At 49.8% G+C, this 13,986-nt stretch carries 9 protein-coding genes; 6 read left to right on the top strand and 3 right to left on the bottom strand.

Features of this window, described 5'->3' with window-relative positions:
• Positions 1 to 92: 92 nt before the first annotated feature.
• A complete protein-coding gene (locus tag AAIG11_RS13370) occupies positions 93 to 2,774 on the top strand; it encodes a cation-translocating P-type ATPase (RefSeq protein WP_343186737.1) in 2,682 nt (893 codons plus the stop codon).
• Between the two features lie 34 nt (positions 2,775 to 2,808).
• Here the strand turns inward: AAIG11_RS13370 and AAIG11_RS13365 are convergent, their stop codons facing one another.
• The 3 genes from AAIG11_RS13365 to AAIG11_RS13355 form a co-directional block, all read right to left on the bottom strand.
• Positions 2,809 to 3,825, bottom strand: coding sequence for a pirin family protein (locus AAIG11_RS13365; protein ID WP_343186736.1), 1,017 nt, complete (start codon positions 3,823 to 3,825; stop codon positions 2,809 to 2,811).
• A gap of 93 nt (positions 3,826 to 3,918) precedes the next feature.
• A complete protein-coding gene (gene mscL, locus AAIG11_RS13360; protein WP_343186735.1) occupies positions 3,919 to 4,308 on the bottom strand; it encodes a large-conductance mechanosensitive channel protein MscL in 390 nt (129 codons plus the stop codon).
• 14 nt (positions 4,309 to 4,322) lie between these two features.
• Positions 4,323 to 5,360 (bottom strand): oxidoreductase, encoded by a 1,038-nt coding sequence (locus tag AAIG11_RS13355; protein WP_343186734.1) that lies wholly within the window; start codon positions 5,358 to 5,360, stop codon positions 4,323 to 4,325.
• Positions 5,361 to 5,773: 413 nt separating this feature from the next.
• Here AAIG11_RS13355 and AAIG11_RS13350 point away from each other — a divergent pair, with 413 nt between their 5' ends.
• From AAIG11_RS13350 to AAIG11_RS13330, 5 genes are all read left to right on the top strand, one after another.
• Positions 5,774 to 6,952, top strand: coding sequence for a sugar ABC transporter substrate-binding protein (locus AAIG11_RS13350; protein WP_343186733.1), 1,179 nt, complete (start codon positions 5,774 to 5,776; stop codon positions 6,950 to 6,952).
• Positions 6,953 to 7,082: 130 nt separating this feature from the next.
• Positions 7,083 to 8,621, top strand: a complete 1,539-nt coding sequence (locus AAIG11_RS13345; RefSeq protein ID WP_343186732.1) for an ATP-binding cassette domain-containing protein — start codon at positions 7,083 to 7,085, stop codon at positions 8,619 to 8,621.
• 28 nt (positions 8,622 to 8,649) lie between these two features.
• On the top strand, positions 8,650 to 9,834 hold the full coding sequence (locus AAIG11_RS13340; protein WP_343186731.1) for a sugar ABC transporter permease: 1,185 nt from the start codon (positions 8,650 to 8,652) through the stop codon (positions 9,832 to 9,834).
• Between the two features lie 142 nt (positions 9,835 to 9,976).
• Positions 9,977 to 11,155, top strand: a complete 1,179-nt coding sequence (locus AAIG11_RS13335; protein WP_343186730.1) for an HD domain-containing phosphohydrolase — start codon at positions 9,977 to 9,979, stop codon at positions 11,153 to 11,155.
• A gap of 14 nt (positions 11,156 to 11,169) precedes the next feature.
• Positions 11,170 to 13,908 carry a PAS domain-containing hybrid sensor histidine kinase/response regulator gene (locus tag AAIG11_RS13330; RefSeq protein ID WP_343186729.1) on the top strand — a complete coding sequence of 913 codons (2,739 nt, stop codon included), beginning with the start codon at positions 11,170 to 11,172 and terminating at the stop codon, positions 13,906 to 13,908.
• Positions 13,909 to 13,986 lie beyond the last annotated feature (78 nt).

The following is a 13,986-nucleotide window of genomic DNA, read 5'->3' as shown; positions in this document are numbered from 1 at the left end:
ATCTGAACTGGATGACGTTATAAATGGGTATATTAGAAATGACTGCAAAGCTGCATAGTCATAATAAATCCATCTCGGAAGAAGGTTAATACATGTGGTTTTCAGATTCGAAGAAAAAAATTCTGGACGACTTAAAATCAGACGATGTAACAGGGCTGCCACAGGAAGAGGCAGCCCGTCGGCTCACAGAGTATGGTTTCAATAAGCTGAAAGAAAAACCACCCGCAAGTCTGCTGAGTCTGTTTGTTGATCAGCTGAAAAGTGTGATGATCTATGTATTGCTGGCAGCAGTGGTGGTGACAATGGTGATCGGAGAGTACGTGGATGCGGTGATTATTCTCCTGGTCGTAATCCTCAACGCAGGAATTGGCGTGTTTCAGGCACATAAAGCGGAAGAAGCCATCCAATCATTGAAAAGAATGACAGAGGGAAAAACACTGGTCAGGCGTGACGGCGAAGTGAAGGAAATCAGCGCAGCAGAACTGGTGCCGGGAGATCTGGTGATATTGGAAGCCGGACGGCTGGTTCCGGCAGATCTGCGCTTGTTAAAGAGCATTAACCTGCAGATTGATGAGTCGGCGCTAACAGGTGAATCGGTTGCCACAGAAAAAACGGTTGATATGATTGAAGCAGAAACCAACCCATCCCTTGGTGATCTGAGAAACATGGCTTTTATGTCCACCACAGTGACCTATGGCCGGGGTGAAGGCATTGTTGTGAGAACAGGCATGGAAACAGAAATCGGAAAAATTGCGGGCATGCTCCATGAAGATCATGAGCCATTGACCCCCCTCCAGAAACGGTTGGAGGAGCTGGGGCGGACACTTGGATTTCTGGCTGTCGGTATTTGTTCGCTGATTCTGGCTATCTCAGTGTTCCAGGGACGGGATATTTTTGAGATGTTTCTGACGGCCATCAGCCTGGCGGTGGCGGCCATTCCAGAAGGGTTACCCGCCATCGTGGCGATCGTACTGGCACTGGGAGTCACCCGAATGTCAAAAGCCAATGCAATTGTACGAAAGTTGCCAGCGGTGGAAACGTTAGGGTCCGTGAGCGTTGTCTGTACAGATAAGACAGGAACCCTGACACAGAACCGGATGACAGTAACCCAATACTACACCGATGAAATGTCAAAAAGGGCAACCAATGAACTAATCGACCCAATGGAGACAAAGGAACAAGGCAAAACGCCCATGGCAGCTGCTGACACAGAACTGATGAAAACCCTTGTACTTTGCGCAGATGCCACATGGGAGAACGGCACAATGACAGGTGATCCCACCGAAGCAGCCGGTCTGGTATGGGCCGGCAAAAACAACATTTCATGGAAATTGTTGACAGAAGCGCATGAGCGGGTTTCAGAAAAACCGTTTGATTCAGAGCGAAAACTCATGTCTACCCTGAACCGTGAAGGTGAGGGGTACAGGGTGCACACCAAAGGTGCGATGGACAATCTGCTTAAAATCTCAAAGTTTGTCCGCAGCGGCGAAAGAATTATTCCACTGACCATGGAGATTCAAAAAGAGTTTGAAGCCATGATGGAAAAGATGTCCAATGAAGCACTGCGGGTGCTGGGAGCGGCCTACAAAGACGTGGAAACACAGATTGCTCCAGAAGAGATGGAGCAGGATTTAGTGCTGCTTGGTTTTGTGGGCATGATTGACCCGCCGCGACCAGAGGTAATGGATTCCATCAACGAAGCAAAAGCCGCCGGCATCACACCGGTGATGATCACCGGCGACCATCAGAACACAGCGGTTGCAATAGGTAAAGAACTGGGAATTGCCGCATCACTTGACCAGAGCATCACTGGTAGAGAAATTGATCAAATGACAGTGGAGGAGTTTAATCAGAACATTCATCAATACCGTGTTTTCGCCCGTGTTTCACCGGAACATAAAGTGAAGATTGTGCAGGCGTTTCAGGCACACGGGCATGTTGTCTCCATGACAGGAGACGGTGTGAACGATGCGCCATCTTTAAAAGCGGCTGATATTGGTGTCGCCATGGGGATCACCGGCACTGACGTTTCAAAGGGTGCCAGTGACATGGTGCTGACAGATGATAATTTTTCAACCATCATTCGTGCTGTGCGGGAAGGGCGAACTATCTACGACAACATTCGAAAATCCGTTCTGTTTCTCTTGTCCTGCAATCTGGGTGAGGTCGTTGCTATTTTTGTGGCGATTCTGATTTCGTGGCCGGTGCCGCTACTGCCAACCCAGATTCTATGGATCAATCTGATTACAGACAGTCTCCCGGCTATTGCCCTGGGGTTGGATCCGGAAGAACCAGAGCTGATGCAAAAAAAACCCCGGCCACCCGAAGAAAGCATCTTTGCCGGTGGCGCAGGATTTCGCGTATTATTTGGCGGATTGATGATTGGCACTTTGACTCTGGCGGCTTTTTACTACGGATTATCCGAACATGGGTATCGGGTGGGTGCCCGAAACATACCAGTGGAGGTCATGACCTATGCCCGAACAATGGCATTTATGGTGTTGGCCGGCACGCAGCTGTTTTATGCCCTGGCAGTGAGAAGTAAAACAAGGTCCATTTTCCAAATTGGCCTGTTGTCCAACCCTTACCTCATTGGCGCCATGCTCACCGGTTTTGCACTGCAGTTGATGGTTGTTTCCGTGCCATTTCTGGCCAGGGCGTTTCAGGTGCAGATGCTCTCTGGTTTCGATTGGGCACTGGTCATATTATTTGCTGTCGTTCCTTTGCTTGTCAGTGAAATATATAAATTGATCCGCAGGGTAATGAATAACTGAAAACTGAAATCTTATCCATATCAGATATTAAAATTCATGGACGGTCAATTTCGTTTGGTCCATACCGGGCAAACCGGCCGCTGTCTTTGGGGTTCACCGGGTCTTTCCGGTCCCAGGGCCATCCGCCGAATTGGGTGGTCTCATAATCCTGATAAGCCTGCTTAATTTCCTCCATGGTATTCATCACAAAGGGGCCATAATTGACCACGGGTTCATTGATGGGTTCCCCTTCCAGCAAGATCAGAAAGCTTTCAGCAGGGCCGTTTGTGATGGTAATACCGACGTCTCCCCGCAGCTTGATGCTGCTGTTGCCGTTGATGCGGGTTTCTTCCACAAAAATACTGTCGCCCCGGTAATGGTAGAGGTTTCGGTTTAGGGTGGCGGAAACGGGTGGCAGTGAAAACTGTGCTTCCGGCTCCATTTTAATGGTTAGTATTCCCACATGATGCTCCCGTTCAAACGCCCAGGAGTCTGGGTTGGGGTCCAGGCTCAGGGTATCTTTGTAAGCGCCGGCAATGACATTGATAAAGGCACGGCTGCCGGTTTTGGTCTCTTCCACAACCGTTGGAATTTGCTGGTCCCAGAGCATTTTATAGGAAGGTGGAACAAATTTATTTCTAGCCGGCAGGTTCAGCCAGACCTGAAAGAGTTCCATGGTGTTTTCCCGGTCATCATGGACCAGGGGAAACATCTCGGCATGCTGCATCCCACTGCCGGCTGTCATCCACTGCACATCGCCGGCACCATACCGACCGGTTAATCCATTTGAGTCAGAATGATCCACAAAACCCTGCAACACAATGGTTACCGTTTCAAATCCCCGGTGAGGATGCACAGGGAATCCGGGAACATCCTTGCCGTAATACATTTTCCAGTCACTTGATAAGTCAAAATCTTCGCCCGCCGGCTTATTCTTCAGCAATTCAGGGGGCACCCCCTGCTGTCCGTTGCCTTTGGTGAAATAATCCAAATGGTGCATCCGGGCAAGATAGGGATCTCCCACATCTTCACGAAATTTGAACTCATTGATTCGTACGACTTTACTACTCAAAGCAACACCTCTTTTCAGAAAGTTTATTCCATTAACGGATACACATAACAGATACACAGCATTTGAACAAGGTACACTCTCAGATGCACTGGATTACTGGCGATCTTCCTTCAAAAGATCACGTATTTCTGAAAGCAGTATTTCTTCGGGAGATGCTACCGGTGCAGGTGCAGGTGCGGCCTCTTCCTTCCTTTTGAGGCGGTTAATCTGGCGAACGGCGACAAAAATCACAAAAGCAACAACAACAAAATCCACCACGGTTTGAATAAAGAGACCAACCATGATTTCACTGCCGTTAATGGTGGCTGTTAGCTCTGAAAAATTGGGAATCCCAAAAACAGCGGCGATCAGAGGCATCACTAAATCGTTGACAAAGGACGCGACAATCTTCCCGAAGGCACCGGCGATAATCACAGCCACCGCCAGGTCAATCACATTTCCTTTCACGGCAAAGGCTTTAAACTCGGCAAAAAAGTTTTTCATGGTCCACCTCCAAATTAGTTGGATACCTTCACCCGGCACCCTTTGTCATGGCTTTCCCGGGCATGCTCGATGAGTTGAATCACCTGCAGGCCCTCCCGGGCCGTGACGGGCAGGGGAGCTCCCTGGGTGATGGCTGCCGCCAGGGCTTCATAAAAGGCGTAATAATTTCCAGGCAGGGCGGTAACCCGTCGGCGCTCATCAATGGTATGCAGTATGCCCCATCGGTCTTCCGGTTCCAGTCCCCAGGAGTCGTTTTCTTTGCGTCGGCCCGCCCGTAAATCCGCCTCTTGCACGTCCAGACCATATTTCACATAAGACCCGCGTGTGCCATGCACGGCGAATCGGGGCAGGGGTTCCTTCACCAGGGGGCGTGACAACAGCGTGGCCTTCATTTGAGGATAGTCAAGAATGATTTCAAAATGGTCGTCAGCCTGCCCGCTTCGCAGGGAACGAATGTCGGCATAGAGACTCTCTGGCATTCCGAAGAGTGCCAGGGCCTGATCAATGAGATGTGAGCCCAGGTCGTAAAGAATGCCGGCACCTGGGTGGGGCTGCTCCCGCCAGGCATCAGGATTCACATCTGGTCGAAACCGGTCATAGGCAGCTTCAAACAGCCGAATTTCCCCCAAAGCACCACTGGAAAGCACTTCCTTCAAAGTCAAAAAATCACCGTCAAACCGCCGGTTGTGGTAAACCGTCAGCAAACGTCCAGTCCGCTGGGCTGTTTCCATCAGATCAATAGCCTCTGCAACAGAAACGGTAAAGGGCTTTTCCACCACCACATGCTTGCCGGCCAAGAGGGCCTTCCTGGCCAGGTCGTGGTGAAATCGATTGGGAGTGGCAATGACCACCAGATCAATGGTTTCCAGTGAAATAAGCTGATCAGGATCAGAAAACACTGTGGCAGAAGGGTAGTGCCTGGCAGCCACTGCTTGTTTGGCGGCGTCGCTGGTGACAATTCCCTGAACCTGAAAGGCGGGAAGCGTCTCCAACAATGCTCCGTGAAAAATCTGACCAGATAGCCCGTATCCTACAATACCCACCTGAATCATCCGCATCGCCTCACTTACATTAATTTTAAATCTTGAGCTCCTAAGCCATTAATCTTTAAGTTCATAAGCTCTTAAGTAGATATGATAGTCATTCGTTCATTACCCTGAAATGACTGATAGAATCACTGGTAGACACATCAGCCAATAAAATGATGAATAAAATCAATGGAAGCGGGTATGATGATGGTGGAAACTCAAAAAGATCGTGGAATCTCAAAAGTTCAAAAATTAACAGCTGAGGAATCGTAACGCTGGTTCGCCGGAAACAGGACACCATTGGAGGTGGTTCGTTTGGCGCCATAACCTGAGCAGAGGAATACAAAGGGATAGTCCTTTGACGGCTTAAAAAGTCGGAATATTCCGATTTAACCTGAACGTTTTAACGGATAGTGTCTAAGGAAGGGGTTAGATGTATGTATACAAACAGAAAAATAATGGCGGTTTTGGTTGCATTTCTTTTGGGTTTGACGCTCCTCTCAGGTTGTGCGCCGGCCAGCGAACCGGCAGCTCCCAGCGAACCGGCGGAACCTGCAGAACCGGCAGAGCCTGCGACTCCCAGTGAGCCGTCTGCCAGTACTGGTCCTGAGGTGGGCATTGTTCTCCCCACCAGAGATGAACCCCGTTGGGTGCAGGATGAAACCCGGTTTAATGAAGCATTGGCAGACAGTGATTACTCTGTGGAAATTCTCTTCAGCCAGGGTTCTTCCTCCAATGAACTGCAAAACGTGGAGTCCTTGCTGACCAAAGGCATTAAAGTGCTAATCATTTGCCCCCATGACGGCGATGCGGCGGCAGCAGCAGCAGACGCTGCCCGGGCCGAAGGGGTAACGGTTATTTCCTATGACCGCCTCATTACCGGAACTGAATCAGTTGACTACTATGTCACCTTTGACTCCATTGCTGTGGGAGCCGCCCAGGGACAATACCTGGTGGATCAGGCCCAGGGAACTGACAATCCGCTGTATCTTTACGCTGGTGCAGCTTCCGACAACAATGCCTTCTTATTCTTTGAAGGCGCGTGGAGTGTGCTGCAACCCAAAGTGGCAGACGGTACCTTCCGTATCATCAACTCCTCTGAGGCTGTTAATCTTCAAGACAAGGCCATCCTTACCCGAGATGAAATGGGCCGCATCATCAACCAGGTCACCACCAACTGGGACTTTAACGAAGCCCGCAATAAAGCAGAATCTCACTTGACTTCAGCCGGTGCTGCTGATAAAGGCGACGTCTACATTCTGGCACCCAATGACGGTACCGCCCGCTCCATTGCCGACACCTTCGCCACCGACGGCGATGTGACCAATTTTGTGGTAACCGGGCAGGATGCTGAAGTTGCTTCCGTTCAGTACATCATCGATGGGCGCCAGTCCATGACTGTTTTCAAGGATGTGCGGTCATTGGTAAAAGATTCCATTGATATGGCCCTGGCAGTACTGGATGGCCAGACACCTGACACCACCGGCAGCTATGACAATGGCGTTACCGATGTGCCCGCCAAACAGACAGAGGTCATTGTGGTTGACCAGGATAATGTGCAGGCAGCATTGATTGATTCCGGCTACTACGAAGCTTCCCAGTTTACCGGGTTGTAAAGAGCGGCTTTCGGGCTAAAGTGAAAAGCTTTGCCCATGGCAGTGATCAAGAGAATAGTGGAGGCATACTGCTTTCACTATTCTCTTATGTCATTGGTGAAAGACCACTGATCAGCAGAGGTGAGTGAAGATGGACAAGACAACCCAACAATCCCCCTATATACTTGAAATGAAAGACATCACCAAGGAATTTCCAGGAGTGAAAGCCCTCGACAAGGTTAACTTCAGAGTCAAAAGAGGCGAAATTCACTGCCTGGTGGGAGAAAACGGCGCAGGAAAATCCACGTTGATGAAAGTCTTGTCGGGGGTATGGCCCCATGGCAGTTATCGTGGTGACATTCTCCTGAACGGCGGCGTGCAAACCTTTTATCATACCCAGGACAGCGAAAGGGCAGGCATCGCCATTATTTACCAGGAACTGGCCCTCATTCCGGAATTATCAGTGTATGAGAATATATTCCTGGGTCATGAGATTCACAAAAGGGGTCTGGTTGACTGGAACGAAACCATCATTAAATCAGGGGAACTGCTGGAGCGGGTGCGCCTGAAAGTGAATCCCGAAGTGAAAGTCAAAGAGCTGGGAGTGGGCAAACAGCAACTGGTGGAAATTGCCAAAGCCTTCAGCAAAAACATTGACCTGCTGATTCTCGACGAACCCACCGCTGCCCTCAACGACGATGACTCAGAAAACCTGATGATGTTACTGAAGGAACTGAAAGCCGAAGGCATCACTTCCATTATGATCTCTCACAAGCTGCGGGAAGTCATTAAAATTGCTGATACGGTGACGGTGATTCGGGACGGCCAGACCATTTGCTCCCTTGATGCCGCTGCCGGCGAAGTAACAGAACAGGCACTGATTCGCAATATGGTGGGGCGGGCCATCCACGATATCTTTCCCAAACGCGCTCCCAAAGAGCGCGGTGAAGTGGTGCTGGAAGTGAAAAACTGGAATGCATATGATCCGGCGGCAGGCCGTTCCATCTTGAAAGAGATGAATTTAAGGGTTCATAAAGGCGAGGTGGTGGGAGTCGCCGGGCTCATTGGTGCCGGGCGCACCGAGCTGGCATACAGCCTTTTTGGCAATCCCCGCCATTACCAGATCAGCGGCGAGCTGTACATGTATGGCCAGGCGGTGACTTTCCGCCAGCCCCGGGATGCCATTCAGGCAGGGCTGGCCTATGTCACCGAAGACCGAAAGCGGGAAGGCCTGATTCTCATACAGGACGTGAAAAACAACCTTTCACTTGCCAATCTTAAAAAGCTTTCCCAAAGGGGAGTTGTTAATGAAAACGATGAAATCAACACAGCGGTTTACTATAAAGATGCCCTGACCATCAAAACTCCCTCGCTGGAACAAACCATCGGCAACCTCAGCGGCGGCAATCAGCAAAAGGTTTCCATTGGAAAATGGCTCTTCACAGAGCCTAAAATACTGATTCTCGACGAACCCACCAGAGGCATTGATGTGGGTGCCAAGTACGAAATCTACACCATCATGAACAAACTGATAGACCAGGGCTTGAGCATTATCATGATTTCATCGGAACTGCCGGAGGTGCTGAGCATGAGTGACAGAATCTATGTGGTGTCAGAAGGGCGCATCACCGGTGAAATGAATGCCGCTGAAGCCACCCAGGACAAAATCATGGAACTGGCCACCATGTAGTGGTTGATTTCGGGGTAGGAGGTTGCCTATGAACTTCTTTAATGAACTGAAAACGATTTTGAATAAAAACATCCGTACCTACGGGATGTTCATTGCACTCTTTGTCATTATGTTCACCTTTTCAATCCTCACTGACGGGGTCTTCATGTCACCCCGCAACATCAGTAACCTGATCAACTCCATGGGATACATCGCCGTGCTGGCGGTGGGCATGACCCTGGTCATAGTCATTCGACACATCGACCTTTCTGTGGGATTTTTGGCCGGGTTTCTGGGCGCAGTGGCAGCCATTCTCATTACCCGCACCAGTCTCCCCCTTCCCCTGGTGATTATGGCAGTCTTGCTGCTGGGCAGTCTGGTAGGTCTGGTGAACGGGTTTCTGGTGGCGCGGCTTAACATTCCCGCCTTTGTGGTGGGGCTGGCCGGCATGATGATCTTTCGGGGAGCCTTGCTACAGGTCACCAGCCGTACAGGCACCATCATTGTTCCCAGCCGCCAGTTCAACGCCATTGGCAACGGGTTTATTCCCGACATCAATATGCTGCCGGGCTATCATTTTGTCACCTTGCTTGTTGGCGCCCTGGCCATTGCCGCCTTTGTACTGATGGAAATCCGCAACCGAAACACCAAAATCCGGTACAATTTTGAAATTCCTTCCCTGCCCATTTTTGTGGCAAAGCTGCTGTTCATTTCTTTTCTCATTGGCTATGTCACCCGCATTCTGGCCATGTACAACGGGCTTTCATGGACAGTGGTGATCGTGCTGATCGTGGTAACCATTTATCACTTCATCACCAACAGAACGGTATTGGGCCGGTACATCTACGCCGTGGGAGGCAACCCGGAGGCAGCAGCCCTTTCGGGGATCGATGTCAATAAAATCACCTATTTTGTTTTCGCCTCCATGAGCATGCTGGCGGCGTTGTCTGGCATACTCTACACTTCCCGGCTCCAGTCGGCCACCACCACTGCCGGCACCCTCTTTGAGCTGGACGCAATTGCGGCCGCCTATGTGGGCGGGGTTTCCGCTGCCGGTGGCGTGGGAAAAGTCACCGGCTCCATCATCGGCGCCCTGGTGATGGCTTCCCTCACCAGCGGCATGAACCTCATGGGTGTGGGAATCAGCTACCAGTACATGATCAGGGGTGGCATTCTGGTCATCGCCGTCATCTTTGATGTGATGACCCGCAACCGTTTTGCCGGCGGCCACTGAGATGAAGCCTGTTTAACTTGCGAATGAACTGGTGGTTGCTGGAAGCAAAAACCGATTCGAAGTTGGAATCGGTTTTTTTTCACACAAATTATCATTGGAGCGATTCAGAAGGCGAGATGGAGGTATATGACATACTAACCAGATGTTAAGACTCAGAACTGAAAATCAAGGAAGTCGCCGAACTGAAAGAGGTGAAATGATGGAGAATCCAACTATTCTGATTGTGGATGATCATACCGTAAACCTGACCATGCTCAATGAACTTCTTAGCCCTCATTATGCCATGCGTGCCTGTAAAAGCGGTGAAGCTGCCCTTCGAAACATAGCCATTGAGCCAATCCCTGATCTCATTCTGCTGGATATTCTCATGCCGGGAATGGACGGGTATGAAACTCTTGAACAGATCAAACAAAACCCAGTCGCAAAAGAGATTCCCGTGATCTTCATCTCAGGCCTTGACAGCAGTCTTGATGAGGAGAAAGGGTTCCAGTTGGGCGCAGTGGACTATATCACAAAGCCATTTGTCGCAGCCATCGTTCTGAAGCGGGTGAAGGTTCACTTGGACCTGAAAAAGGCAAGGGATCAACTGGTCAGTCAAAATGAATGGCTGGAACAGGAAGTGGCCCGTCGTGTTCGTGAGAACACCATCATTCAGGATATCACCCTCAGCATGATTTCCCAGCTGGCTGAGACCCGTGATGCCGATACAGCACACCATATCACGCGAACACAGGCATACATGAAGATTTTAGCAGAACGAATGAAACAAATTCCAAAATATACAGACTTTCTGCAGGAAAAAACCATCCGGCGCATGGTGAAGGCGGCACCGTTGCACGACATTGGGAAAATCGGAATCCCCGACCACATTCTTCTCAAACCAGGCAAGCTGACAGAGCAGGAGTTCGAGACCATGAAGCACCATGTGATCATCGGAGGAGACGCCATCCGCAACGCCATCAAGCAGGTGATGGAAGTGAATGATCTGGTGAGAGAAGAGTTTAAGCCATTGTCACTGCTCTTTTTGGAAGAGGCAGAAACCATTGCCCGTTTTCATCATGAAAAATGGGATGGTACCGGTTATCCATCGGGACTGAAGGGCGAAGAAATACCACTGGCCGCCCGGCTGATGGCTCTGGCAGATGTCTTTGATGCCGTGACAACCCCCCGGGTCTATAAAAGTATCTGGACCATGCGCCAGGCATCTGAAATGATCATCAGGCAAAAAGGAAAACACTTTGACCCTGATGTGGTGGAAGCATTTCAGACAGAACAGGACTCGTTCCAAAAGGTGCTGCGGGAAATCACAGACGAAGGGTGAAGGAGGCCGCCACAATGACTGAAACAGATCATCACCAAATGCTGAAAAAACTGCAGCAAAGCGAAGCCAATCTCATCAGGGCACAGCGGCTTTCAGGCACCGGTCACTGGCGTTCTGACATGAAGACCGGGCAAATGGAATGGTCGGAAGAAACCCGTCGTATCTATGGGATCCATCCAGAGGCGCCCATCACCATGGACATTTTTGCCAATGCCATCCATCCAGATGATCAAGAACTTGTGGATGAAGCCATCGCACGTGGCAGACAGGGGCGTTCCTACAAAATCATTCACCGGGTCATCATTCATGGAAAGACTAAATGGCTTGAAGCAAGAGGAGAAATCGAGCTTGACGCGGAAGGCCATCCGGCTTTTGCGGTGGGAACCGTTCAGGATATCACAGAAAAACAAATGATTGCACAGGAACTGGAAGAATACCGGGCCCATCTGGTTGAGATGGTGGAGCAACGGACAAAGGAACTGGAAGAAGCGAAACAGGCAGCAGAAAAAGCCAACCAGGCAAAAAGTGCCTTCTTGTCCAACATGAGTCATGAAATCAGAACACCCATGAATGCCATTGTGGGCTATGCCCACCTGATTAGGCGAGATCCGCTGACAGACAGACAAATGGATCAGATTGACAAGCTGACCATTGCCGCCAAAAATCTGTTGCAAATCATCAACGATGTCCTTGACCTGTCAAAAATTGAAGCCAATAAACTGTCACTGGACATCCATGACTTTGAACCAGCCAGAATGATAGATAATGTCTGCAGCATGATTAACGAACAAATTGAAAAGAAGAAGCTGGATTTCTTTGTTGATCTCGACCATATTCCTTTCAGGCTGCGGGGAGACGGCGTCAGACTGGGCCAGATTCTGCTGAATCTGACCAGCAATGCCGTTAAGTTCACAGACTCAGGGAGCGTTAGAATAAGAAGTCGATTCGCTGAAGAAGAAAATGAGAAAGTCTGGCTTCGATTTGAGGTGGAAGACAGTGGCATCGGCATCACAGACGACCAGATGAAACGATTGTTCAGTGAGTTTCAGCAGGCAGATGATACCACCACACGAAACTATGGAGGCACCGGGCTTGGTCTGGCAATCAGTCAAAAATTGACAGATCTGATGGGTGGAAAAATAGGTGCATCCAGCGTGCCTGGCCAGGGCAGTCTCTTTTGGGTGGAGATTCCCTTTGAAAAATACGGTATGCACCATCAAGCAGATGTCCATTACCGGCATCTGGCAGGCGTTAAAACCCTGGTGATTGACGACTCCGCAGAAGCAAGAGAGATCATCACCAGCATGCTGGAAGACTTGGAAATGGTGGTGGAAACAGCTGAAACCGGATACCATGGCATGGAAAAGCTTGTTCGGGCTGATGGTAAAAGTGAGCCCTTTCAGCTGATGGTGGTTGATTTGAAGATGCCGGGCCTGGATGGGATTGATACAGTATTGCTGGCCCAATCCCACCAGTTGATCAAGCCGCCCCAGTTGTTGATGATAACAGCCTATGGTCACGAAATCAGAGAACAGGAGCTGCATCGGGCAAAGATCGACCATGTGTTGCTGAAGCCCATTACCCCTTCACGTCTGTATGATGCCCTTTCGCAACTCTTTCACACCACCGGAGATCTCAAAAAAGACAGAACCATGACTGGTCAGCCCGGAAGCTTCGAAGGCATACTGCGGCAAAAATTCAGGAACAGACACATCCTCATTGTGGAAGACAATCCCCTGATCCGTGAAATCAACATGCAGCTCATCACAAATGCTGCTTTAAGCTACAAGGCGGTGGAGAATGGAGAAGAGGCGGTGAAGACGGCCCTCTCAGAGCATTTCGACCTGATTCTCATGGATATTCAAATGCCCTTAATGGACGGACTGGAAGCCACGCAACGCATCCGTCAGAACGATACCCTTCGGGAGCTTCCCATCATTGCCATGACTGCCAGTGCCTTTGAAAGTGACGTGAAAAAATGCTTGGAAGCAGGCATGAACGATCATCTGGCAAAACCGGTTGATCCTGAAGACTTGTATCAAATGCTGCTGAAATGGCTGCCGAAGCAACCCGAAGCCACTACCAACCGGGAAGAGCAGCCTAAAACGCAAACCTCTGTCCCTGAAAAACCGGCAAAATCAATGATGGTGGCCGATTTGGAGTTCCAACGGGGAGTCAAAATGGTTGGCGGAGACCGGCAGATGTATATGAAACTGTTGACACAATTTGTGGAACAGGGGACCAGAGACGTGACCGTTCTGAGGTCGAATCTGGATGAAAACCGGTTCACGGAGGTTCTTCAAATGGTACACGCCTATAAAGGAAGCGCAGGCACACTGGGACTGGAAGCCTTACATCAAAGGGCACAAGACTTGGAGCACTACATGCGCACCCACACCGACCCTCACGAATGGAAGCAGCACACACGGCTGTTCATGGAAGAACTGAAAAAGACAGTCCAGACCCTTCGGCCATTACTGGAAACCGAAGATGTCTCCACCACAGTGGCTCCACAGCCAGTTGACAGCGAATGGATTGAAAAGAAAATGGAAGAGCTGTTGGAACTCATCAGGCAAAGCAGCACATGTTCACTTCAAAAATACAATGAAGTCAAGCCGTATCTGTTTACTGAAAATGATATTGATGGTGACATGCTCCATCAAACACACACATACCTGGAAGCCTTTGATTTTGAAGAGGCACAAGTGCTGGTGGAACGAATGTTGCATTCGCTTAAGCAACACAGGCTGTAGTGACACAAAAATCTTATGAAAACAGTCTTCAGTCTGTCGAAGACTGTTTTTTCGGGTTTCATAGGCAAAAATCAGGGA

This window comes from Anoxynatronum sibiricum, assembly GCF_039414295.1.
GTDB lineage: Bacteria > Bacillota > Clostridia > Peptostreptococcales > Tindalliaceae > Anoxynatronum > Anoxynatronum sibiricum.
The sequence above is the reverse complement of the archived record's forward strand: the minus strand, read 5'-3'. Positions and strand labels throughout refer to the sequence as shown.